The sequence below is a fragment of the Bergeyella zoohelcum ATCC 43767 genome (genome assembly GCF_000301075.1).
Lineage (GTDB): Bacteria > Bacteroidota > Bacteroidia > Flavobacteriales > Weeksellaceae > Bergeyella > Bergeyella zoohelcum.
In genome coordinates this window covers 486423-510906 of record NZ_JH932293.1, presented here as the reverse complement: position 1 = coordinate 510906, position 24484 = coordinate 486423, and the positions used below count along the sequence as shown (strand labels likewise).

Sequence of the window (24484 nt, the reverse complement as noted above, 5' to 3'; positions counted from 1 at the left end):
TAAAACCAACGCTGCATGCACTTCTCAATATGTTCCATTGAATAGTTTTATACAGATTTAAATAATACAAATAATTTCCCTTGAGAAGAAATAGTAATGGTATAGGATATATCTATAATGAGTTTAAAAATGCCAATAAGTCATTCCTCTTTTGGGTAGGAAGTTGTTTAAATTTTTCTTTGGATTTTTGTGCTTCTCCCCCATGCCAAAGTATGGCTTCGGTAATGCTTCTAGCTCTGCCATCATGAAGAAAATTTTGATGCCCATTGACCTTAAAGGTTAACCCTAATCCCCATAATGGTCTCGTTCTCCATTCATAGCCATTGGCAAGAAAATCAGGTCTATGGTCGGCCAAGTCAGCTCCCATATCATGAAGTAAAAAATCAGAAAATGGCCATATTTTTTGGTTGGAAAGCCCAGCAATATCACTATTACCTGTAACATGACTTGGTGTATGACATTTTGCACATTCTAATTCATTGACGAAGATTTTATATCCATTGTTCACATTAGCATTGAAAACATTTCTCGCTGCAGGTACAGCAAGCGTTCTACAATACTGAGCCACTGCGTTTAAAATTTGCGTTCCCAATTCAGGGTCATCATAATGTCCATCACTACCATTTGATTGTCCAAATCCTGTTTCTATAGGAAAAACAGGATTAGTGATTCCCATATCATGAACATAAGCTCCCGCCGTTTGGAGAAGTACCGTAGCAGTATTTGCTTTCCATCCAAACCTTCCAAGTTCAGTTTTTTGGGTAATAGGGTTCCATACAAAATTAGCTCTTCCAGAAATTCCATCTCCATCTGCATCATTTTCATCTTGAAGACTTAGAATTCGGCTTTCAGGAATGGCTTCTATTAATCCTAATCCAAATACAGGCATAGGCATTCTGGGTGAAAACATGGCATTAGAAGGAACGGGGATATAAGGATTTTTTAGGCTGAAAATAGGCTTTCTTAATTCTACCACGGTGCCATCAGCGAGTGTTTCTGTTTTATACTGAAAAACGACTTTTATTTTGGCTTCAGGCTGATAACCTATAATGGCTTGATTTTGAATCTGAAGTCCAAAACCTGGAGTGGGTACTGGTCCCCCATGAGCATCTACTCCTGGTATACTGGTTCGGAGAAAAAAGCCATTGGGCAAATCCAAATGATCTGGAAATTTGGAACGCCCGTCTTTAGGATGACAATTAATACACGAAGTATGATTAAAGATAGGTCCTAAACCAGGATTGATAGTTGCTGGAGCAGATACGAATGAGGCTTCAAACTCTGCATCTCCGAATAAATGCTCTTGAAGTTCAGATGCGGTAAGATTGGGTGCTGGGTTACTAAATGAGTTACTATGAGCTTCCATATAAGTGGTTCCTCCTCCTGCCATAGTACGATCTTCAATAGGCTGATAGGTAGGCGTAAACACTTCATCCTTACAAGAGAATACAATAAAAACAATGAGTGCAATAATCCAATAGTTGTTTTTCATTTTTTAATTAGGTTTAAAAATTAACTTGTGAAATTAAATCACTTATCTATTTTATATGAAATTACTCATTTTCTAAACAGGAGCAAAAACCAAGCAACCCTATAAAAAATACAGGGCTGCTCATTCAATGAATTCATAAGATTGTAAATTGTTATAAATTATTGATGAATGGTTTCAGTTTTTTCTCAATCGTATCCATTAGTTTGGCTACTTTTTCTTGGGCATACATTACCTCAGGTCTATTATTAAAAATAGCACTGCTAAATGTTCCTGGAATAGCATCAATCGCCATTATGGCTTCATCTATCTGTAATCTTATTTCATTGTCCAATGCCGCATTTTTTTCCTTTACTACATTAGAAATTCCTTTTCCATTCCCTCCATTTCCATACACGCCCAAATAAATATTTTTCACACTTCTGATATTATCAGAGAAGTCTTTTTTGGAATTGTGAGAAAATCTGGACTCTTCCTTTTCTGGTGCAGGAGCTTGATTATCTCCTGTAAGAGGTTCTGCTATTTTGGTGTTAGCCACCTCATCACAAATAGTAAAAATTCCATCTGTAATTTCTACAAGAACATCTTTTTCAGATTTATAAGCGGGGCTATTCGGATTGGGATTAAGGAAATACTGTGCAAAGTTTCCACCAGAGGTTATCCATCCCAAATGCAATTTCTGAGTATTATTTTGTAAATCTTGGGCGGCTGCTTTTAGATATTCTATTTCTCTTGGAGTAAATTGATGGGCCTGTTTATTACCATCTTCTCCCCAAAGTAGATATTCTATAAGGTGAAAACCTCGCACTTCATTATTAGCAGCAATTAGACCTGCCGTAATGGTCTGATTTCCATTAATGATATTATTCATCCCTTGAACATCCACTGGCCAAGTGTCCAAAGCTGGATCTAAACCTTCTGTATCTACAGGTCCATAGAGAAAACCTTCTGATTTTTCCCATGGTGAACGAGCCTCTATCCACGCTTGTCTTGCCGCCAATAGTGCCTGTTCATTCCCCACCGTCATCTCATCAATTTTATTTTTAAGATGAAGTGCTTTTTGGTTCAAGTCCTGATAAGTGCTAATGATGACATTATTCGTAATATTTGAAATAACATCTTTTTGCACAACGCCTTGTTCCTCTACCCCCACTACACTATCTGTATCTCTACAACTTACCAAAGCAAAACTCGCAACAGCAACTAATGTCGCTTTCTTAACAAATTCTAAATGTTTCATTTTGACTATACTATTTTTTGATTATCAATTTACAATAAAGTGAATGCCACCCCGATAGAAAAGAAATTTTCCTTTTGCTTTTTACCTGTAGGCACTACGGTATATCTATCCACATGTTCCGAACCTAAAACCCGATTAGAATATTGTGCTTTTAAAACAATCTGTGGATGAATAAAATAATTAATTCCACCTGTAAAAACACTTCTCTCCCAACGGTCTTTCTTAATTACCAAACCAGCCGTTTTGTACATCGTGTCATAAAAATCATAACGAACAAAAGGGTAAAGTTTATGCTGAGCATAAGGAATAAACAAGTGCAAAATTTCATAACCTATATCCGCAGAAATGCCCAATACATTTTTCCCCACGGGAGTTCTTTTCGCTCCTAAAGCATTGGGTAATTTGGTATTTGCAACCGTTATTTTATCAGAATTCTGAAGATTACCATATAACACAGCTCCCGAAAAACGAAGATACTTTTCATCATAATTAATATGGGCTGTTAACAAATTCAAATATCCATCTACATTCATATCTTTTTTAGGGCGGTTAGGATTAGTATTTCCAAAATATCCTGCTACCCCTACAAAAGTATTCTTATGACTACCAAAAAGATAATCTAACCTTGCCATATACGCCAATGATTCAGCATTTTGCATCTCAAATTTCTGCTGGTAACCATTTTTAATAAATTGTCCCGACGAAAATCCAGAAGAATCTAAACCATTGGTTACAGTAGCATAATACCTCCACTTATCCTTCACTATTCCATGAAACTCTATTCCGTTCTCATACCAACCGAGAGGAAGAATAGTATTTTCCATTTCCTGTCTGTGCGTGGTAAAATAGGTAGTAGGATAATCTAAATTCTGTGCAGCATTAAAATACAATTTCAGCCTTCCTGCACGGATATTGAAAGCTTTAGAAAACGCATAATTGACATTAATCTGTTCAATTTTCACTTCCCCTCCTTTTTCTAATTCCGTTTCTATTTCTCCTGCTTCTTCCTGATGATCTAACTCCATTGTAACTCCCGTACCACCATGTTCAAATTCTATTTCAGATTTAAAAGACAACTGGTCATTGAACTTGTATTCTAAATAAAGATTTAACCTTTCAGCATCCATTTTATTTTTAATGGAATAATCCGTATCATACCGACCATAGTTATAGTAATTTACCGCTCCGTATCCACGAAGTGAAAATCTTTCTGGACTCAATAACGATTTACTCGTAGATTTTTCTAATGGCGAAACATTCTCTCCATTCTTAATAACTGGAACATCATGCTCTGAAATTCCTTGTGCCACCACCATCATTGAACTGAACATCAAAGGAAAAACATAAAAAAGTTTCATAGCAACCAATTTTTATGTTACAAATATATAAAATTATTTATACTTAATCTAAATTAAAATACATGACAGAAATCAATTGATTGTACGATAATGAACAAAAGAAGCTGCCCTTTGGGGACAGCTTCTTTTTTCTTTTTGGTTTTTCTTTACACTGGAATCTCGCCTTTGTAAAGGAATGAAATGGTTTCTTTATTGATTTTATCCACCATATCACTGAATAAGTAGAAAGATTCTTGCTTGTAAATTACCAATGGGTCTTTCTGCTCATACACGGCACCTTGAGAAGAGCGTCTTAAATCATCCATCTCTCTGAGGTGAAGTTTCCAGTTTTCATCAATGATAGAAAGGGTGATATTCTTCTCGAAATCATCCATTAAACTTTGACACTTTGTTTCGTATGCCTTTTGAAGATCAGTAACGATGGTAAGCGTTCTTTGCCCATCAGAGAATGGCACTTGAATCATCTTAAACATATTGCCTTGATTCTGATATACATTCTCAATCACAGGGAAAGATTTCTCTTTGATCAGTTCTAAACGGTTTCTGTAGTCTTCTTCTGCCGCTTTGTAAAGGATATTGGTTAATTCTTGAACTTGCTTAGATTTAAACTCATCCTCAGAAATAGGAGAATTCATAGTGAAATTCTTAATCACTTCGTATTCGAATTCTTTGAAGTTCCCCGTAGCCTTTCCATGATTTACCACCGAATGTGCCACATCAAAAATCATGTTATTGATATCGTACTTTAAGTGATCCCCAAAGAGTGCATTTTTTCTACGCTTATAGATAACATCTCTCTGCTTATTCATCACATCATCGTACTCCAAAAGTCTCTTACGGATACCAAAGTTATTCTGCTCCACTTTTTTCTGTGCTCTTTCAATGGACTTGGTAATCATGGAGTGCTGAATTACTTCTCCTTCCTTGTGTCCCAATTTATCCATCATTTTCGCTATTCTTTCAGAGCCGAAAAGTCTCATCAGATTATCCTCTAAAGAAACATAAAACTGTGAACTACCTGGGTCGCCCTGACGCCCTGCTCTACCTCTGAGCTGTCTGTCCACACGGCGAGAGTCATGTCTTTCAGTACCGATAATGGCAAGACCTCCTGCGTCTTTTACTTCTTTAGAAAGTTTAATGTCCGTACCTCTACCCGCCATATTGGTGGCGATGGTTACCTGCCCTGCTTTTCCTGCCTCTGCTACAATCTCCGCTTCCTTAGCATGAAGCTTAGCATTAAGTACTTGATGTGGAATTTTTCTCAATTGCAATGCTTTTGATAACAATTGTGAAATCTCTACCGAAGTAGTTCCCACAAGCACCGGCCTTCCGGCTGCGGTCAGCTTTTCTATTTCCTCAATGACGGCATTGTATTTTTCTCTGTTGGTTTTAAATACCAAATCATGTCTATCATGTCTTTGGATAGGTCTATTGGTAGGAATTACCACCACATCCAGCTTATAGATTTCCCAGAACTCTCCTGCTTCCGTTTCGGCAGTACCCGTCATTCCCGCAAGTTTATTGTACATACGGAAATAATTTTGGAGTGTAATGGTAGCAAAAGTCTGTGTAGCGGCTTCTATTTTCACATTTTCCTTTGCTTCAATAGCTTGGTGAAGCCCATCTGAATAACGGCGACCTTCCATGATACGCCCTGTCTGTTCATCTACGATTTTCACCTGACCGTCCATCACTACATATTCATCATCTTTTTCAAAAAGCGTATAGGCTTTCAAAAGCTGATTCATGGTGTGGATTCTTTCGGATTTTACCGCAAAGTCTCTAAAAAGCTCTTCTTTAGCCGCAAACTCCTCCTCTTTAGAAAGGTTTTTTGCTTCAAGTTCTGCAATTTCGGTAGCAATATCTTGGAGCACAAAAAAATCTTTATCTGTGCCTTGAGACATATACTCCACCCCTTTATCGGTGAGGTCTATTTGGTTATTCTTCTCATCAATAACGAAATAAAGGTCTTTATCTACTTTGGGCATTTCACGGTTATTATCTGCCATGTATTGTGCTTCTACTTTCTGAAGCAATGCTTTATTTCCTGTTTCTGAAAGGAATTTAATTAGGTTTTTATTCTTCGGCAAACCTCTATACGCCTGAAGTAACTTAAAGCCTCCCTCTTTGGTATTTCCTTGACCGATGAGTTTTTTCGCTTCATTAAAAATCTGAGAAATCGTTTGTTTCTGTACTGCTACGATTCTATCCACTGATGGTTTGAGCACATCAAACTCTTGTCTATCTCCCATTGGGACTGGCCCTGAGATAATGAGTGGCGTTCTGGCATCATCTACCAAAACAGAGTCTACCTCATCCACGATGGCAAAATTGAGTTCTCTTTGTACCAGTTCATCAGGATTGGTTACCATATTATCTCTAAGGTAGTCAAAACCAAATTCATTATTGGTACCATAAGTAATATCTGCGTTGTATGCTTTTCTTCTTCCGTCAGAATTCGGCTGATGCTTATCAATACAATCTATGGAGAGACCATGAAATTGATATAAAGGCCCCATCCATGCAGAGTCTCTTTTCGCGAGATAATCATTTACAGTAACCACATGCACTCCTCTTCCCGTAAGTGCATTAAGGTAAATAGGAAGCGTACCTACGAGGGTTTTCCCTTCCCCTGTCTGCATTTCTGCAATTTTACCACTATGAAGCACTACCCCACCAATGAACTGTACATCATAGTGTACCATGTCCCACTTGATTTCTGTTCCGAAGGCATTCCATTCATTTTTCCACACGGCATCCTCTCCTTGGATTTCCACGAAATCTTTGGTAGCAGCCAGCTGCTTATCCCAATCATTGGCTTTCACCCTAATTTCACCATTGGTAGCCCATCTTTTGGCAGTTTCTTTTACCACAGCGAAAGCCTCAGGAAGGATGTCACTCAGTACTTTTTCCTCTGCCTGATAAGCTTCTTTATTCAGTTCGGTAATTTTATTGAAAAGTGCTTCTTTCTCATCTACATCTTGAGAAGACTGAATTTTCTGTTGTATTTCTTGTATTTTCTGTGTAATCTTTGCAGAACTCGCTTTAATTTTTTCCTTAAATTGAGCGGTTTTTCCACGAAGCTCCTCATCAGATAGTTTCCCTATTGCCTCTTCTGTAGCTTTTACTTTGCTTACTACTTTTTTTACTTCTTTAAGGTCATTGGCATTTTTATCTCCTAAAAAACCCTTCAGAATCTTGTTTAAAAAACTCATTTAATATTACTTTTTGCCATCGGCAGCACCGTGCCTTGAGCTTTGTTATTGTACATTGTTAATAAAACGAATAGGCTTATTGCACACTGCATAAAGCCTACTCCATTTAGTATTCGTCTTCGTTCCAAAGGAAGTCTTCATCGGTAGGATAATCACTCCACACTTCCTCTATAGATTCGTAAATTTCTCCTTCATCTTCTATGGCTTGGAGGTTCTCCACCACTTCCATAGGTGCTCCGGTACGGATAGCATAGTCTATCAATTCCGCCTTAGTCATTGGCCAAGGGGCATCACTGAGATAAGATGCTAATTCTAATGTCCAATACATATTTTTATATTATTTTTTGCAAAATTAAAAATTTGAGTGATACTACAAAGTTTTCACTCATTGATATTTAAGATTCTGTATCTAAAAAATTAATTCTTCCTTCCCAAAAACCATTCCACAAATTTTTTTATGCCATTTTGGAAGTTGGTTTTCGGTGCGTAATCAATAAGATTTTTTGCTTTGGTAATATCGGCATTGGTTTTCTGCACATCGCCAGGCTGCATGGGTTGGCGGTTCAGTATTACTTTTTCCTCCAAAGTTTTTTCCAATGTTTCCACCATTTCTTTAAGAGTAATCACTTCTGATTCACCTAAATTTAATATTTCATATACGCCCTGATGCTGTTCCAAATATTTAATGGATTTTACCACTCCATCAATAATATCTTCCACGAAAGTATAATCTCTTGCGGTAGTTCCATCCCCATAAAAAGGAATTTCTTTTTGATTATCAATCAGTTTTGTAAATTTATGTATCGCTAAATCTGGCCTTTGCCTTGGACCATAGACAGTGAAAAATCTCAACTGTACCATGTCTATTTGGTACAAATGATGATAAGTATGTCCTAAAATTTCGCCACATTTTTTAGTAGCAGCGTAGGGAGAAATCGGTTTATCTACCGTATCTGTTTCTGCAAAAGGAACTTTCTCATTATTTCCATAAACACTTGAAGATGAAGCGCAAATAAATTTCTTAATCCCGAATTCTTTACAAAGCTCCCAAAGATTCATGGTGCCACGAATATTCACATCCACATAATCCAGCGGTCTTTCTATAGATGGCCTCACCCCCGCCAATGCCGCCAAATGCACTACCATATCTATCTTGTGCTGTGAAAAAATTTGCCTCATTCCTTCTAAATCGCGAATGTCAGTATAATGAAACTGATAATCACTTATGGCTTTTAGCTTATGGCTTACACCTTCTATATCTACCTCTTTTTCAGAAAATTGAAAATCAACAGGAAGCCCTACGCTTTCTAAAGTGTTATTAATTTTTATTTTGTAATCATAAAAGTCATCAAAATTGTCCACATTGATGACAGAATGTCCATTTTTTAATAAATATTCTACTAAATGAGAGCCTATAAAACCACTCCCTCCCGTAATAAGATAATTCATTTTAGTCAAAAATTTGCACTTTGTAAAAAAGTAAGTAAAAGTAAGAAAAATTTAACAACCTTGAAAAAAGCCACACCAAACAAAAGTGTAATAAAAAATGAAAAAAAATATCATAAATATTATACTTCAACTCTCCGAAATTAATATATGAACTTATTTTGACTTTTTGATTTTGCTTAAATTAAATCCATTGCATAGCACTAAAATCCACCATAACTCCTTTTAAACAAATACAATGCACCCCTGAATTATTTAAACTCATTTTAAATAAAAAAAATCCTACAAATCTCAGGCTTCAATATTTTTTGGGGAAATCGGTTTTATGTAATTTTACTACCTTATTTTTTTAAATTAAAAACGCATGAGTTTTCAGTACGCACCTATGTTTCAGATTGAAAAAGATGAAACTCAATACAAATTACTCACAAAAGACTTCGTAAGTGTAGAAAAAGTAGGCGATAGAGAAATCCTTCGTGTAGACCCTAAAGGATTAGAACTTCTGGCCGAGGCGGCCATGGCAGATGTTTCTTTTATGCTTCGTTCTGCTCACTTACAAAGCCTTAGAAATATCATAGATGACCCAGAAGCTACAGATAATGACCGATTCGTAGCCTATAATCTTTTGGAAAATGCTGCCGTGGCTGTTGCAGGAGCATTACCTTCTTGCCAAGATACTGGAACAGCGATAGTAATGGCAAAAAAAGGAGAAAATGTATATACTGGAGTAGATGATGCTGAGTTCCTTAGCAGAGGTGTATATAATACATTTAACAAGAGAAACTTACGCTACTCCCAAGTGGTACCCCTTACAATGTTTGATGAAAAAAATTCAGGCTCCAACCTTCCAGCACAAATAGATATTTATTCTAAACAAGGAGACAGCTATGAATTTCTTTTCCTTACCAAGGGAGGAGGCTCTGCGAATAAAACTTTCCTCTATCAAAAAACAAAATCCCTCCTCAATGAGAAATCACTGACCGAATGGGTAGAGAAAAGCATCTTAGACCTAGGCACCTCGGCATGTCCACCGTATCACCTGGCCATCGTCATCGGAGGAACTTCTGCAGAAGCTACCATGGCCGCAGTGAAAAAGGCATCGGCAAAATATTATGATAATCTTCCTACCACAGGAGATGAAACAGGAAGAGCCTTCCGCGATTTAGAATGGGAAGCTAAAATCCAAAAAATATGTCAAGAGTCTGCCATTGGGGCACAGTTCGGTGGGAAATATCTTACACATGATGTGCGAGTGATCCGCCTCCCTCGTCATGCTGCTTCTTGCCCTGTAGGTATGGGCGTTTCTTGCTCAGCAGATAGAAATATAAAAGCGAAAATTACCAAAGAAGGCATATTCCTAGAGCAACTGGAAACAGAACCTCAGAAATACCTTCCAGCTACTCCACCTCATTTAGAAGAACCAATAGCCATTGACCTTAATCGTCCAATGAGTGAAGTCCTTGCTGAGCTTTCCAAATACCCTATAAAGACAAGATTAACACTAAATGGTACGCTCATCGTAGCAAGAGATATTGCCCATGCGAAAATCAAACAAATGCTAGATGAAGGTAAGCCAATGCCTGAATATTTTAAAAATCACCCTGTATATTATGCAGGACCTGCCAAAACACCAGAAGGCATGCCATCAGGAAGTTTCGGACCTACCACTGCAGGAAGAATGGATGTTTATGTAGATGAATTTCAAGCCGCAGGAGGCTCTATGATTATGCTTGCAAAAGGGAATAGAAGCAAAGAAGTTACCGATGCTTGCCATAAATACGGTGGTTTCTATTTAGGCTCTATCGGTGGACCAGCAGCCATTTTGGCAAAAGAGAACATCCTTTCCGTGGAAGTGGTGGATTTCCCTGAGCTAGGCATGGAAGCAGTAAGAAAAATAGAAGTGAAAAATTTCCCTGCCTTCATCATCACCGATGACAAGGGCAATGATTTCTTTGCCAGTTTAGCACACTAATAACATTTACCGATTAAATACGAATATCCTATGGATTTCTCATTTAATCAGCACTATTAAAAAAAATAATTCGAGAAAAAATTTCTCATTTCAAGAAAAATAATTAATTTTGCTCAAAATAAACAAAAGATGGTAATACTTTCATCCCTTTGGCCAGGATACCAATTTTTTTGGTTCGTATTTTTCCTTATAGAATTCTTAATTGGATTTTGGTGTATTTTCATGTTCTTTGGCGTAGTAATCCCGATGTGGCTTACTTCTGGACTTAAAGAATACTTCGGAAAGACAAAACCTTTTGATCCAGAGGAAATCCGCTCTAAAACACTTCCAGAACAAGGTTTAGAAGTGATATACAGCAACCCAAAAGGAGATGGACCATTCCTACACCATGGTCATCATTAATTCGGGTGACATTCTTTCCTTACCTGAATTCTAAGGAAGGAATATCCAAGCAAAACAATATATACAGCTCTGATTTATCAGAGCTTTTTTTGTGTGTAACTGGTATTGACTTTTCTTGAGACGATTCCAAAGCACTTTGCCAATAAGTTGAGATAGCTTCATCTAGCTCACAATACTGTATCAAAAAAGTTTATAAAAATTGAGTGTACATTCAGTCATTTTTTATTTTGACATTCCCAAAAAATTTCTTTCTTTTGGTTTTTAAAACCATACCATGAAGAGAGATTTATACATTGACTTTACGAAAGGATTTGCCACTATTTCCGTTATTTTTATTCATTCTGCTTTTTTTAGCGGGCAGCTGTATGTACCTTCGGAGGTGCGTTCACTATCACTCCTATTTGATGTAGTACTTTTTTACGCACTCAGTGGGATTACTTCTGGTGGTAATTTAGACAAAACTTTCTACCGACTCATTAAATTGCAAATCACCTATATGCTATTTGTTACGCTCATATTTTTTTTGGATTATTTCATCAAAGTCATTGGGCTCAATTTTTACACCATCGATGAGTTAAAAGAGTTTTACAAAATTTTCGGGGAAAAATATGTTCCACAAAGTATTTCCACCTATCCACAATGGCAAAATTTAGGAAATTGGTATCTACATAACTATGTAAAAGCAGATTCATTTCCCGTTATTATGGGAAGTTTTTGGTACCTGAAGGTCTATTTTATTCTTGCTATTTTGGGAGCTTTAATATTGAGATTTTTCCCTAAACATGTTCATTGCTTTATCGCACTGTGTTTTGGGCTTACTCTTTTCTTCTATTTCTTTCCAGCCTATTATCCTATAGGACATGTAGGCTATGTGAGCATTTATCTGGGAGTTTTTCTTTTGGGCAATCAATTAAAAGGAAAAAAACTTTCGCCTATCACTATTGGCATGGCTTTTACCATAGCCACAATTGCACTTGTTTGGGCCATCCAACATTATGGACTGAACTACCATCTTAACAAAAATAAATTCCCTCCTAAACTTCCATACATCATCTGGATTTCATTTTCGGTAATACTGCTTTTCTCATTATATAACCGATGGAAAATCAAAAACCAATCTATTTTTACATTCATTGGGAATAATGCCATTTTCTTTTATTTCTCCCAAGGCATTAGCTCTACGATGATTTACTTTTTAGTAGATGCACTCAAAGAAAATATGCACTGGAGCGTATTATTACCCATCGCTTTCCTTACCAATGTTTTACTTGCAATACTCATTGCGATAGCTCTAAAAAAATACGACGCCATCGGCTGGAAGATATTAGAATTTTTAAGACAAAAAACCTCAAAAAGCTAAGCTGTATTTTCGTATCTACTAGAATATTGCTACATTAGTAGTCGATTTTCTTTAAGTCAAAATTTTATTAATCATTGAATCGAATTTAATTTTAGAATAAAAAAAACTATAATGTTTAAGCTAAAACTCCCTACTGACCCTAGATGGGCGAATATTGCCGAGAGTAATATTTCAGAAATTCTTACAGACCACGCTTGGTGCGAACAGAAAGCTGCCACGAATTCTATCACTCTAATTACCATGTTACCAGAGTACCCTGAAATTGTTAGCGAACTTTTAGAAATCGCTCAAGAGGAACTCCAGCATTTCCAGCAAGTACACGAAATCATCAAAAAAAGAGGCTACGAACTGGGGAGAGAAAGAAAAGATGACTATGTAGGAGATTTGTATAAATTCATCGTACAAGGCAGCCGTAAAGATTATATTATCGATAGAATGCTTTTTGCTGCAATGATAGAGGCGAGAAGCTGCGAAAGATTTAAGGTACTCACAGAAAATATTAAAGATGAGGAACTGAAAGTATTTTACAAGGAACTGATGATTTCTGAAGCCAATCATTACACCACATTCATTACCTTCGCTAGGCAACTCGGAGACCCTGAAAAAGTAAACAAAAGATGGGAGGAATGGCTAGAATACGAAGCGAAAGTCATTCAATCTTACGGAAAAAAAGAAACCATTCACGGATAACTAAAACTTAATACAACTATGAAACTACCCTACGCAGAACCTTTTAAAATAAAAATGGTAGAAGAAATTTATCCTTCTACGCGTGAACAAAGAGAAGAATGGCTAGAGGATGCTAAATATAATCTTTTTAGCCTAAAATCCAACCAGGTTTTCATTGATCTTTTGACCGATTCAGGAACTGGCTCCATGAGTGACAAACAATGGTCTGCCCTGATGACGGGAGATGAAAGCTATGCCGGAGCACGTTCTTTCCAAGAACTTCAAGAGAGCGTAGAAAGCATCACGGGATATCCTTATCTACTGCCTACCCACCAAGGAAGAGCCGCAGAGAATGTACTCTTCTCTGTACTAGTGAAAGAAGGAATGGTCATCCCTGGAAACTCACATTTTGATACCACCAAAGGACATATTGAGTTCAGAAAAGCACATGCCATAGATTGTACCATTGATGCGGCTTTTGATACAGAAAACCCTTATCCTTTCAAAGGAAATATTGACTTAGAAAAATTAGAAGCAGTATATAAAGAATATGGCAATGAAAAAATCCCATTCTGCCTCGTAACCATTACCAATAATACCGCTGGAGGGCAGCCTGTTTCTTTGGAAAACATCAAAGCAGTAAGAGCCCTCTCTAACCGATATGGTATTCCCGTGCTTTTTGATTCTGCGAGATTTGCAGAAAACGCATATTTCATTAAAACCAGAGAAGAAGCCTATAAAGACTGGACCATCAAACAAATATGTAAAGAAATATTCTCCCATGGAGATGGAATGACCATGTCTGCAAAAAAAGATGGACTGGTAAACATTGGTGGATTTATCGCTTTAAATAATGAAGAACTGTACCGCGAGGCATCTAATTTCACCATTATTTATGAAGGCTACATTACCTATGGTGGACTTTCAGGGAGAGATATGGCTGCATTAGCCGTAGGGCTCCAAGAATCTACAGAATATGATTTTCTCCACAGCAGAATCTCTCAAGTAAAATATCTGGGTGAGAAACTAAAAGAGTACGGAATCCCTGTTCAGGCTCCTATTGGTGGACATGCGGTATTCATTGATGCACTCAAATTTCTCCCGAATGTACCGAGAGAACAATATCCAGCACAGACTTTGGCATTAGAAATCTACAAAGAAGCAGGCATCCGAACCGTAGAAATTGGAACGCTTTTAGCCGATAGAGATCCACAAACCAGAAAAAATAGGTATCCTAAATTAGAAATGGTCCGATTAGCCATTCCAAGAAGAACCTATACCAATAACCACATGGACTATATTGCCGCAGCAATAAAGAATGTCTATGAAAAAAGAAATGAAATTAATTCTGGATACGACATCGTTTGGGAGTCTCCTATTTTGAGACACTTCACTGTCCAACTGAAAAAAGCAGAATAACTTCCATGCGATTTTCTACAGATGAACTTTTTAATGGTATACGGGCGGGTAACAAAAGGTTACTCGCCAAGGCCATTACGCTGATAGAAAGCAAAAAAAATGAACATAGGCAACAAGCCGATGAATTACTAAAAAAAATTCTTCCCTATACAGGAAACTCTATAAGAATAGGCATTACAGGTGTTCCAGGTGCTGGAAAATCTACATTTATAGAAAGTTTTGGACTTGATGCCATCCAAAAAAACCATCAGGTAGCCGTACTCGCCATTGACCCAAGTTCCTCTAAAAATAATGGCTCTATATTAGGCGATAAAACCCGAATGGAAGCCCTTGCTACCGCAGAAAACGCCTTTATACGCCCCAGCCCAAGTTCTGGATTTTTAGGTGGCGTAGCCAATACTACTTATGAATCTATGCTCCTCTGTGAAGCTGCTGGCTATGATACTATTCTGATAGAAACCGTAGGGGTAGGGCAAAGTGAAATATTGGTCTCCGAAATATCAGATGTTTTTCTCTTCTTGAAAATTACAGGAGCAGGAGACGAACTCCAAGGGATCAAAAGAGGAATTATGGAAATGGTAGATATTATTTTCATCAACAAAGTACATGAAGATAATCTCCAAAAGGCAAAACAAACCAAACAAGAACTACACAGAGCTATGCAGTTTATGCCTCATCCTATTCCCAATTATAAGGTACCCGTGCTTCTTGGTTCTGCTTTAGAAAACCAAGGTATAGATAAGGTATATGAAGCGGTAGAACAATTTATCCAATTGAAAAAAGATACGGGTCTTTTTGAAGCCACTCGACAAGAACAGTCCAAAAAACGATTTGAGTTTTGGGTACAGCAATACCTCATCATGCTTGCCAAAGAAAGCACAAAAGGCAGTGCCCTCTTTGCTGAACACCTCCAAAACGCCATAGATGGAAAAGGAAATCCTAGCTCCGAAGCCAAAAAACTAGTAGATGAATTATTTCGCTAGCGATTGACTTTGTAATTTCTTTTCTTAAAGATAAAGGTACTTGAAAGTGGAAGAAAACGAAACTTCTCATAGCATCCTTATGACAATCCGTTAATGTTCTGCAAATCCACTAACTTTTTATAGACGCCAGCCTGCTCATAGAGCGTTTGGTGGTTGCCTTGTTCTATGATTTTACCTTTTTCCATCACCACGATATGATCAGCTTTTTTAATGGTAGAAAGTCTATGAGCAATGACCAAAGAAGTACGGTTCTCCATCATATTCTCCAATGCCTCTTGTACCAATTTTTCAGACTCAGTATCCAAAGCAGATGTCGCTTCGTCCAAAATCATAATAGGAGGATTTTTCAGCACCGCTCTAGCGATGGAAATTCTCTGTTTTTGTCCTCCCGAAAGCTTACCTCCTGCTTCTCCTATGCTGGTATTGTACGCATGAGGTAACTCGGATACGAAATGATGTGCATTAGCTACCTTGGCCGCATTTTCTATTTGGATCAATGACGCTTCTGGCTGTCCTAGAGAAATATTATTAGCAATGCTGTCATTAAACAAAATATTATCCTGTGTAACCAATCCGAAGAGTTTTCTGTAAGATGAGAGTTTGATGTTTTTAATATTCACGCCGTCAATAAGAATCTCTCCTTCCTGAACATCATAAAACCGAGTAATAAGATTGGCTATCGTACTCTTTCCACTTCCACTTTGCCCTACAAGGGCCACCATCTTCCCTTTTGGAATGGTGAGTGAAAAATCTTTGAGAATCACTTGGTCTTCATAACCAAATGTAATGTTTTTAAACTCTATTTTCTCCTTAAGCTCCTCCACTTCTATGGCATTTTCTATCTCACGGATTTGGTAATCTGCATCTAGGACATCAAAAATTCTCTTCGCAGAAACTTCTCCTTTTTGGAAATTAGAAATGGAACCAGAAAGTTTTTTTAGCGGGTCTAGTATAGTATAAAACAATGAGATGTATGCTAAAAACTCTGCACCAGAAAGCCCTTTTCCCTGTAATGAGAGTCGCCCTCCGAAATACACAATCATTCCGATGGTGAGTGCCCCCAAAAGTTCACTGGTAGGAGATGCCATAGCTTGTCTTTTAAAAAGTTTTAGGGACAAATTTCTCAAGCGGTTAAGTGACGCATCAAATCTGGCTTTAATCTGCTCCGATGCACCAAAGATTTTAATGATTTTGAGCCCTACAAGTGTTTCATCTACAAAAGAGTACATTCTTCCCAACTCATTTTGTGCTTCTCCAGTATTTTTCTTTAAGCTCTTACCAATCACAGAAATAATGGTTCCCATAATAGGAAAAACGATGAGGGTAAAAATAGTGAGTTCAAAATTCAAATACAGTAAATAGCTCATCGTGAGAATAATGACGATGGGTGAACGAATCAAATCTATCAGTGAATTGAGAATATTATGCTCTATTTCTCCCACATCAGAGGTAATTCTAGCAAAAATATCTCCTTTCCTAGTATCTGAAAAAAATGAAACAGGAAGGTCTAGAATTTTATTGTGCAGCTGAACTCTAAAATCTCTGCTCACTCCCGTTCTAGAATAGGTAAGATAAAATTCTGATAAATAACTAAATACATTCCTAAACAAGAACATACCAATGAAGAAAACGCAAGTAATCAGCAGTACATATTCTGCACCCTTGGTTTCTTCTACCGTCTGGATATAAAAATTAAAACTATCTTTCAAGTAAGTAATCAGTTCTGAAACATTTCCCGAAAAAACGGGCTTACTTTCTACTCTAGGTGTTTTTTGGTCAAAAAGAATATTGAGCACAGGAATAAAAAATGCGATGGCTGTAATGTTAAAAACCGCGTACAGAATATTAAAAAAAATCCCCGTTGCTAACGAACCTTTATAAGGTAAAATGTAGGAAATCGCTCGCCTGTAATAACTCATGCTGAATAAAATAAATAAAAAACAAAAATAAGAATAAAAAAGAAAAACAGCCCCTTTTTCAGAGACTGTTTACACTCAAAAAAAATCGTTAAGCGTTTATCGAAGCCTATCTACTGATTTTACGAGCCGCTCATCTCGGCGGATGTGTGTATTGGCAATGATTAAACACACAATAGCTAAGATGGGGAATATTGGCTCAATACCTTTCTCAGGAATATCAATTCCTCCAGATAAATTGAGTAGCCAGTACACCAATAAACCGATCAACAAAGCGTTTATCAAAATCAAAACCCGATTAATAAAAATCTGATTTTTTCTTTTCTTAAAATTGAAAATATTAAAAAACACGCCTCCTGTTACCAGTCCGAAGAGAAAAAAAATCCCCGAATAGTCCACATCATCCCCCACAAAAAAAAGCGTAGAGGAAAATAATGAGGCAATGAACATCCAAATACTTTGTACTCTTTGTAACATATCGAATGCAAAAATACCAATAATTTTTGCAATTATCAAAAAATAATGTAGATTTGCACCACACTTAGGGAATATTTTCTTCTTTTTTCCCATTTTAATTTCTCACTTTTATTTGAAAATTATTTAAAAATATACACATACACTAAATGTTTACGCTAGATGTACTAAAAGCAAAGCCGATGACCGAGCTTAGAAAAATAGCTAAAGACTTGGGAATCAAAATGCAAAGAACAGCGAAATCTAATGATATTGTCTTTGAAATATTAGATTTTCAAGCTACTAATAAAGATACGGTACTGAATTATATTCAAGAAAAATCACCGAAACCCACAGAAGAAGCGGTAGCCAGCACGCAAGAGCACCCCACAGAAAAGCCTGCAAGAAATACTCGCAGGAAGAATGCTAAGACTCAAAATGTAGAACAAACCGCTTCTACAGAGGCTGAAACCAGTGAAAAAAACACTCTACCTTCTGAAAATGCTAAAAGCAGAAAGAGAAAAAATAAAAACACCTCTGAAAAAATAGAAACCCCAAATGCGGAAACTACTGCCACTGAAACAAAAGAGGAAGTAAAAGTGGAAGAGCAAAATCCACAGGCAAAACCTCGTCCGCAAGGTAATGCTAAACAAAACAATCGTCAGAAAAAAAGACAAAAAAACAATAGCGAAGAGCCTAAAAATGAAAACAATGCCCCTAAACAAGGGCAACAGCAAAACACCTCTTCGGCTCCTATGAATAATCCCAATCTACTCCCTGCTGTTACCAAAAAGGCAGAACCTCAGCCAGAAGTAGAGCCTAAAAAGGAATTTAATTTTGATGGTTTAGTAACCATTGAGGGCGTATTAGAAATTCTTCCTGACAACTATGGTTTCCTCCGCTCATCCGATTTTTCCTATATTTCATCTCCAGATGATGTGTATGTTTCTACCGCTCAAATCCGAAATTTTGGACTCAAAACAGGAGATACGGTAAAGGGCATCGTAAGACTTCCAAAAGAAGGGGAAAAATATTTTTCATTACTCAATCCTATCGAAGTTAATGGAAGAGAACTTTCTTTTATTAAAGACAGGGTAAGTTTTGACCACCTTACACCGCTCTTCCCGGAAGAAAAATTTAACCTTACAGAGAAATCTACCACCCTTTCCACCCGAGTAGTAGATCTCTTTGCCCCGATAGGAAAAGGACAAAGAGCAATGATAGTGGCTCCCCCTAAAACGGGTAAAACAATGCTACTGAAAGAAATAGCTAATGCCATCTCAGCAAATCACCCCGAAGCTTATATGATGGTACTCCTCATTGATGAAAGACCGGAGGAGGTAACCGATATGGAAAGAAGTGTGAATGCAGAAGTCATCGCTTCTACCTTTGATGAATCTGCGGACAAACATGTAAAAGTGGCCAATTTGGTTCTAGCAAAAGCCCAAAGAATGGTAGAATGTGGACATGATGTAGTTATTCTTTTAGATTCCATTACCCGATTGGCAAGAGCTTACAATACGGTAACGCCTGCATCTGGAAAAATTCTCTCCGGAGGAGTAGACGCCAATGCACTCCATAAACCCAAAAGATTCTTTGGTTCCGCAAGGAATATAGAAGGTGGCGGCTCTCTGACCATCATTGCTACGGCACTGATAGAGACTGGCTCTAAAATGGACGAAGTTATCTTTGAAGAGTTTAAAGGAACTGGGAATATGGAATTGGTATTAGATAGAAAAATTGCCAATAAAAGAGTATATCCTGCCATTGACCTTGTGGCATCATCTACCCGAAGAGATGACCTTCTCCATGACGAACTTACCAGACAACGCATGTGGATTTTCAGAAAATACCTTTCTGACATGAACTCCACCGAAGCCATGGAGTTTGTAGAAAAAAGTCTGAAATCTACAATGAACAATGAGGAATTCTTAATGTCAATGAATAAATAATCATATAATGATATAAGATTTCCTTGCAAAAATATAAATCACATTTCTGAAAAAGACTTATTTTTGGTCTGTAAATATTTTCAACATTTAAAAATAACAATATGTCATTTGAATTACCAAAATTACCGTACGCTTACGATGCTTTAGAACCTACCATTGATGCTAAAACAATGGAAATCCACCACTCTAAACACCACCAAGCGTATGTGGACAACTTAAATAATGCAATTAAAGGAACGGACTTAGAAAACCTTTCCATCGAAGAAATCTGTGTAAAAGGATTTGAAAAACCAGCCGTTAGAAATAACGGAGGTGGGCACTATAACCACTCATTATTTTGGGACATCCTTACACCAGGTGGAAGCAAAACTCCTGTGGGCAATGTAGCAAAAGCAATAGACGCTTATGGAGGTTTTGAAAAGTTCAAAACAGATTTTTCAGAAGCAGCAAAGACGAGATTCGGTTCTGGATGGGCATGGCTCTGCAAAAAAGAAGATGGTAGCTTAGAAGTTTGCTCTACGCCTAACCAAGATAATCCATTAATGGAAGGAGTAGGATGCGAAGGAACTCCTATTTTAGGATTAGATGTATGGGAACACGCCTACTACCTTAACTATCAGAACAGAAGACCTGAGTATGTTTCTGTTTTCTTTGATATAATCAATTGGGATAAAGTAGAAGAAAATTATAATAAATAATACTTCACGGATAAACCATGGCACCTCCTAAAATAGGAGGTGCTTTTTTATATACACTATACTTTTTATTATAAACGATAAGTTTTTAGTGATTGGCATTTAGCTTCTGGCGTATAGCGAATAGTTCCTCATCTCTCATTTCTAAAGTCATCGTACATTATACTTAGTACATTGTACAATCTCTAACCTCTAACACCTCATCTCCCACTTCTAAAATCATTGTACAAAAACAATTTTTCTCTTTAAAACCTCCATATACATTTAATACCCTACTTTTTCCAGGGGTACATCTCAATATATTGATATTTTTACTAATTTTGCCCTATAAAAATCAATACTCATGTCCACATTAAGACTAAAAGCATTGGCAGAACTGCCTTTTAGAAATTATAGGAAAGATAATGCCGTGGAAATTCCTAAAAAATTATCAGAACTCTTTTGTGAAAATGTCTTCTCAGAAGAAACCATGCGTTCTTATCTTACCAAAGAAGCCTTTTCCTCTATCACAGATACCATAAAGAAGGGAACCAATATAGAAAGACACATTGCCGACCAGATTGCTGTAGCCATGAAAGACTGGGCTTTATCCAAAGGTGCTACGCACTACACCCACTGGTTTCAGCCTTTGACAGGCTCCACCGCAGAAAAACACGATTCATTCTTTACTCCCTTTGAAAGCGATAGAGCAATAGAAAGATTTAATGGCAGTATGCTCATTCAGCAAGAGCCTGATGCTTCTTCTTTTCCGAATGGCGGCATCAGAAACACCTTTGAGGCAAGGGGCTATTCTGCATGGGATCCTTCGTCTCCTGCTTTTATCATCGGTACTACGCTTTGTATTCCATCTATTTTCATTTCCTATACTGGAGAATCTTTGGACTATAAAACACCTTTACTGAGAGCCATCCATGCCATTGACAAAGCTGCAACGGATATTTGCCAAAGATATTTTGATAAGAATGTAACCAAAGTAACGCCATCTCTGGGATGGGAGCAAGAGTATTTCTTAGTAGATAGTGCTTTGTACAAAACGCGTCCTGACCTCATCTTTACAGGGCGTACACTGTTAGGACACTCTCCTGCAAAAGGACAGCAACTGGATGACCACTATTTCGGAGCTATTCCTACCCGAGTGCTTAATTTCATGAAGGAACTAGAAATAGAGTGTATGAAGCTGGGTATTCCCGTTACCACAAGACATAATGAGGTAGCCCCTAACCAGTTTGAGCTTGCACCGATGTATGAGGAAACCAATGTAGCCGTAGATCATAATTCCCTGCTCATGGACATCATGGCGAGAATTGCTCACAAACATCATTTTCATATTCTCTTCCACGAAAAACCTTTTAAAGGAGTAAATGGAAGTGGTAAACATAATAACTGGTCTTTGGCAACAGATACTGGAGAGAATCTGCTAAGCCCTGGGAAAAATCCTAAGAAAAATCTACAGTTTCTCACTTTCTTTATCAATACCCTAAAAGCACTTCATGTCTATGGAGATTTATTAAGAGCCAGCATTGCATCTGCAAGTAATGACCACCGATTAGGAGCCAATGAAGCTCCACCTGCCATTGTTTCCGCTTTCATCGGGAGCCAACTTTCTAGCGTTTTGGAAGAACTAGAAAAAGTAACCGATGGTAAACTTTCGCCTGAAGAAAAAACAGACCTTAAGCTGAATGTGGTAGGGAAAATTCCTGAAATATTACTGGATAATACAGATAGAAACAGGACCTCTCCATTTGCATTTACGGGAAATAAATTTGAGTTCCGTGCTGTAGGTTCTTCTGCCAATTGTGCCGAGCCAATGACCGTACTCAATGCCATGGTGGCAAAACAATTAAAGAATTTCAAGGACGAAGTAGAAGCCATCATTGCTGCTAAAAATCTTAAAAAAGACGAAGCGATTTTCAACATTCTAAGAGAATACATTAAAGAAATCAAACCGATACTCTTTGAGGGAGATGGTTATTCTAAAGAATGGGAAGCCGAAGCGGAGAAAAGAGGTCTAAGCAATTTCAAAACCACACCTGAAGCCCTCCAAGGTGCTGTCCAAGAGAAATTTATTCAGCTGTTCCAGGAGCTAGGTATCTATAATGAAAGAGAGTTTGAGGCGAGAAATGAAATCAAGCTAGAAAAATATTCTACAAATATAGATATAGAAGCCAAGGTGCTTTCTGACATTGCTAGAAATCATATTATTCCAGCGGCACTGAACTATCAAAACAGACTGATAGATAATGTAAAAGGGCTGAAAGAAATCTTTGGGCAAGAAGAATTTTTAGCTTTAGCGAAAGAACAGATGGACTTAATACGAAGTATCTCTGAAAATGTAGCTCAAATCAAAGTAGGAGTAGATGAACTTTTGATAGCCAAAAGAGAAGCGAAAACTCTACACGGACAAGAACAAGCTGAAAAATATTGTAACGATGTAAAACCGAGATTTGAAAAAATCCGTGAAGCAAGTGATGCTTTAGAAATGCTGGTAGATGATGAGCTTTGGCCAATGACCAAATACAGAGAACTTTTATATACCAAATAAAAAATCGTATTTTCCATAAGAAAATCCCTTATACTTATGATAAGTATAAGGGATTTTTCATTTTAAAGGGGTTTTATAAAAACTTTAAACTATAATCCACTACCAAAAGCACCCGTACCATCTAACATATTCGCTCCTCCCATGTTGTATGCCCACTTGTAATTTCCTTGTGTATCACGCGTACAGAAACCAAACACACCTACCATTTTTCCTCCTTTATCTATTTCTTTATAGTGAATAGCTCCTGCATTTTCTTGGCTACAAGAACTAGATGTATCTGTAGCTTTCATTACAAATTGACTGGTTTTCAGCACCCCATTTTGATCCGCTACTACTACACGGTCTCCTGTGCCTGATAAAGCAGAGGATTTTATTTTCCCTGCTACATCTAGTCTTTCGGTCGGGTTAAAGACTCCTATCCCGGTATGTCCATTGGGAAGTATCGAAAACACAGAGTTATATCCATTTGACATATTCCCTCCGCTTGCTTGATTTCTAAAAGAGATATTAAATTTAACAGGAACGAGCCCTCCTGTAGGAGTTCCAGCAACATTAAAACTCATACTTCCAGCTGTCCTAAACTGCGTACCATCATACCCGTAGAATGCTAATGTTCCCAATCCATCTCTATCTTGAACTTCAAGTGGATTTTCTTTTGTTCCCCTTGCTCTATAAAAATCCACCCCCATGCTTCCATTATCTCTATACCTTAAAAGTCGCATTGAACCGTATGCATAATCAGTATTACCACCTAATGTTCCAGATCTTTCGATGTCTAATGCATATACAGGCTGAGCTTGTCCTATTCCAATATTTCCTTCATTATTAATAAAAACATTTTTATCATCCGTTCTTGATGTAGTTCCATTAGATAAATTGGCTAATTTTACCACATTATTTGCTGTATCATTGGTCCACTTAGAACCATCTACAGCCGGTGAATTATTCCCCGCTTTCACCCACTCGGTACCGTTGTAATAATAGTACCCTTTTTCCGTAATCTTCGCTACTTTCGTATCTCCTCCTGTATAAGCAGAAATAGGAGAAGTAGTTTCATCCGTAGCATACACCAAAGTACCTTCTACTGGGGTAGCAATATTAGCAATTCTCGTCTTGCTTAGCTTTGGGGCAATAATCCCTTCGTTGGTTTTTGCTTCTGCTCGGGCGTTATCACTATTCGGCTGTACATCCATCGTAGCACTCGGTGCTATGGTGTTTACCCCTACTTTACCCTTGTAAGGGTCTTGCTGCTGTTGCTGTGCGTAACCATAAGTCATAAAACCTAAGAACGCTAACACACTGATCTTGATTGTTGTTTTGTTCATCGTTTTTAAATTTAAAATGTTGATTTATTTTTTTTTATTAAATGATTA

At 37.4% G+C, this 24484-nt stretch carries 18 protein-coding genes; 9 read left to right on the top strand and 9 right to left on the bottom strand.

The features are described 5' to 3' along the window. Positions 1 to 112: 112 nt before the first annotated feature. The 6 genes from HMPREF9699_RS02260 to HMPREF9699_RS02235 form a co-directional block, all read right to left on the bottom strand. Entirely contained in the window at positions 113 to 1492 is a 1380-nt protein-coding gene (locus HMPREF9699_RS02260) for a di-heme oxidoreductase family protein (protein ID WP_002662067.1), read from the bottom strand. A gap of 151 nt (positions 1493 to 1643) precedes the next feature. Further along, positions 1644 to 2729, bottom strand: a complete 1086-nt coding sequence (locus HMPREF9699_RS02255) for an imelysin family protein (RefSeq protein WP_002662065.1) — start codon at positions 2727 to 2729, stop codon at positions 1644 to 1646. Between the two features lie 29 nt (positions 2730 to 2758). Next, the gene (locus HMPREF9699_RS02250) at positions 2759 to 4087 is read right to left on the bottom strand and encodes an autotransporter outer membrane beta-barrel domain-containing protein (RefSeq protein ID WP_002662063.1); all 1329 of its coding nucleotides are present in this window, start codon (positions 4085 to 4087) and stop codon (positions 2759 to 2761) included. Between the two features lie 146 nt (positions 4088 to 4233). Beyond that, complete coding sequence (secA, locus tag HMPREF9699_RS02245) at positions 4234 to 7302, bottom strand: preprotein translocase subunit SecA (protein ID WP_002662061.1); 3069 nt, start codon at positions 7300 to 7302, stop codon at positions 4234 to 4236. A 106-nt stretch (positions 7303 to 7408) separates the two neighbouring features. Then, positions 7409 to 7630: a DUF2795 domain-containing protein gene (locus HMPREF9699_RS02240; protein ID WP_002662059.1), complete on the bottom strand. Its 222-nt coding sequence runs from the start codon at positions 7628 to 7630 to the stop codon at positions 7409 to 7411. An 89-nt stretch (positions 7631 to 7719) separates the two neighbouring features. After that, positions 7720 to 8751: a GDP-mannose 4,6-dehydratase gene (locus HMPREF9699_RS02235; RefSeq protein WP_002662050.1), complete on the bottom strand. Its 1032-nt coding sequence runs from the start codon at positions 8749 to 8751 to the stop codon at positions 7720 to 7722. A 361-nt stretch (positions 8752 to 9112) separates the two neighbouring features. Here HMPREF9699_RS02235 and HMPREF9699_RS02230 point away from each other — a divergent pair, with 361 nt between their 5' ends. From HMPREF9699_RS02230 to meaB, 6 genes are all read left to right on the top strand, one after another. Beyond that, positions 9113 to 10720: a fumarate hydratase gene (locus HMPREF9699_RS02230; protein ID WP_002662049.1), complete on the top strand. Its 1608-nt coding sequence runs from the start codon at positions 9113 to 9115 to the stop codon at positions 10718 to 10720. Positions 10721 to 10849: 129 nt separating this feature from the next. Further along, entirely contained in the window at positions 10850 to 11122 is a 273-nt protein-coding gene (locus tag HMPREF9699_RS02225) for a hypothetical protein (RefSeq protein ID WP_002662048.1), read from the top strand. Between the two features lie 274 nt (positions 11123 to 11396). Continuing rightward, on the top strand, positions 11397 to 12482 hold the full coding sequence (locus HMPREF9699_RS02220; protein WP_002662046.1) for an acyltransferase family protein: 1086 nt from the start codon (positions 11397 to 11399) through the stop codon (positions 12480 to 12482). A 111-nt stretch (positions 12483 to 12593) separates the two neighbouring features. Beyond that, complete coding sequence (miaE, locus tag HMPREF9699_RS02215) at positions 12594 to 13172, top strand: tRNA-(ms[2]io[6]A)-hydroxylase (protein ID WP_002662044.1); 579 nt, start codon at positions 12594 to 12596, stop codon at positions 13170 to 13172. A gap of 18 nt (positions 13173 to 13190) precedes the next feature. Continuing rightward, the gene (locus tag HMPREF9699_RS02210) at positions 13191 to 14570 is read left to right on the top strand and encodes a tryptophanase (protein ID WP_002662042.1); all 1380 of its coding nucleotides are present in this window, start codon (positions 13191 to 13193) and stop codon (positions 14568 to 14570) included. A 5-nt stretch (positions 14571 to 14575) separates the two neighbouring features. Next, positions 14576 to 15553: a methylmalonyl Co-A mutase-associated GTPase MeaB gene (gene meaB / locus HMPREF9699_RS02205; protein WP_002662040.1), complete on the top strand. Its 978-nt coding sequence runs from the start codon at positions 14576 to 14578 to the stop codon at positions 15551 to 15553. Between the two features lie 77 nt (positions 15554 to 15630). Here meaB and HMPREF9699_RS02200 read toward each other — a convergent pair whose 3' ends face one another. Then, positions 15631 to 17472: an ABC transporter ATP-binding protein gene (locus HMPREF9699_RS02200; RefSeq protein ID WP_002662038.1), complete on the bottom strand. Its 1842-nt coding sequence runs from the start codon at positions 17470 to 17472 to the stop codon at positions 15631 to 15633. A gap of 96 nt (positions 17473 to 17568) precedes the next feature. Continuing rightward, a complete protein-coding gene (locus tag HMPREF9699_RS02195; protein ID WP_002662037.1) occupies positions 17569 to 18039 on the bottom strand; it encodes a DUF4293 family protein in 471 nt (156 codons plus the stop codon). A gap of 53 nt (positions 18040 to 18092) precedes the next feature. Here HMPREF9699_RS02195 and rho point away from each other — a divergent pair, with 53 nt between their 5' ends. The 3 genes from rho to HMPREF9699_RS02180 all read left to right on the top strand — a co-directional run bounded on the left by rho (position 18093) and on the right by HMPREF9699_RS02180 (position 23111). Beyond that, positions 18093 to 19874 (top strand): transcription termination factor Rho, encoded by a 1782-nt coding sequence (gene rho / locus HMPREF9699_RS02190; protein WP_002662036.1) that lies wholly within the window; start codon positions 18093 to 18095, stop codon positions 19872 to 19874. A gap of 101 nt (positions 19875 to 19975) precedes the next feature. Then, entirely contained in the window at positions 19976 to 20572 is a 597-nt protein-coding gene (locus HMPREF9699_RS02185) for a superoxide dismutase (protein ID WP_002662035.1), read from the top strand. 340 nt (positions 20573 to 20912) lie between these two features. Then, positions 20913 to 23111: a glutamine synthetase III family protein gene (locus HMPREF9699_RS02180; RefSeq protein ID WP_002662033.1), complete on the top strand. Its 2199-nt coding sequence runs from the start codon at positions 20913 to 20915 to the stop codon at positions 23109 to 23111. An 89-nt stretch (positions 23112 to 23200) separates the two neighbouring features. Here HMPREF9699_RS02180 and HMPREF9699_RS10745 read toward each other — a convergent pair whose 3' ends face one another. Then, the gene (locus tag HMPREF9699_RS10745; protein WP_002662031.1) at positions 23201 to 24436 is read right to left on the bottom strand and encodes a hypothetical protein; all 1236 of its coding nucleotides are present in this window, start codon (positions 24434 to 24436) and stop codon (positions 23201 to 23203) included. Positions 24437 to 24484 lie beyond the last annotated feature (48 nt).

Bases quoted from the DNA above. Each gene is read 5' to 3' on its own strand.
- HMPREF9699_RS02240 (WP_002662059.1), bottom strand. From the start codon at position 7,630: ATGTATTGGACATTAGAATTAGCATCTTATCTCAGTGATGCCCCTTGG.
- HMPREF9699_RS10745 (WP_002662031.1), bottom strand. From the start codon at position 24,436: ATGAACAAAACAACAATCAAGATCAGTGTGTTAGCGTTCTTAGGTTTT.
- HMPREF9699_RS02230 (WP_002662049.1), top strand. From the start codon at position 9,113: ATGAGTTTTCAGTACGCACCTATGTTTCAGATTGAAAAAGATGAAACT.
- HMPREF9699_RS02195 (WP_002662037.1), bottom strand. From the start codon at position 18,039: ATGGGAAAAAAGAAGAAAATATTCCCTAAGTGTGGTGCAAATCTACAT.
- rho (WP_002662036.1), top strand. From the start codon at position 18,093: ATGTTTACGCTAGATGTACTAAAAGCAAAGCCGATGACCGAGCTTAGA.
- HMPREF9699_RS02185 (WP_002662035.1), top strand. From the start codon at position 19,976: ATGTCATTTGAATTACCAAAATTACCGTACGCTTACGATGCTTTAGAA.
- HMPREF9699_RS02255 (WP_002662065.1), bottom strand. From the start codon at position 2,729: ATGAAACATTTAGAATTTGTTAAGAAAGCGACATTAGTTGCTGTTGCG.
- meaB (WP_002662040.1), top strand. From the start codon at position 14,576: ATGCGATTTTCTACAGATGAACTTTTTAATGGTATACGGGCGGGTAAC.
- HMPREF9699_RS02180 (WP_002662033.1), top strand. From the start codon at position 20,913: ATGTCCACATTAAGACTAAAAGCATTGGCAGAACTGCCTTTTAGAAAT.
- HMPREF9699_RS02260 (WP_002662067.1), bottom strand. From the start codon at position 1,492: ATGAAAAACAACTATTGGATTATTGCACTCATTGTTTTTATTGTATTC.
- HMPREF9699_RS02225 (WP_002662048.1), top strand. From the start codon at position 10,850: ATGGTAATACTTTCATCCCTTTGGCCAGGATACCAATTTTTTTGGTTC.
- HMPREF9699_RS02235 (WP_002662050.1), bottom strand. From the start codon at position 8,751: ATGAATTATCTTATTACGGGAGGGAGTGGTTTTATAGGCTCTCATTTA.
- HMPREF9699_RS02200 (WP_002662038.1), bottom strand. From the start codon at position 17,472: ATGAGTTATTACAGGCGAGCGATTTCCTACATTTTACCTTATAAAGGT.
- miaE (WP_002662044.1), top strand. From the start codon at position 12,594: ATGTTTAAGCTAAAACTCCCTACTGACCCTAGATGGGCGAATATTGCC.
- HMPREF9699_RS02250 (WP_002662063.1), bottom strand. From the start codon at position 4,087: ATGAAACTTTTTTATGTTTTTCCTTTGATGTTCAGTTCAATGATGGTG.
- secA (WP_002662061.1), bottom strand. From the start codon at position 7,302: ATGAGTTTTTTAAACAAGATTCTGAAGGGTTTTTTAGGAGATAAAAAT.
- HMPREF9699_RS02210 (WP_002662042.1), top strand. From the start codon at position 13,191: ATGAAACTACCCTACGCAGAACCTTTTAAAATAAAAATGGTAGAAGAA.
- HMPREF9699_RS02220 (WP_002662046.1), top strand. From the start codon at position 11,397: ATGAAGAGAGATTTATACATTGACTTTACGAAAGGATTTGCCACTATT.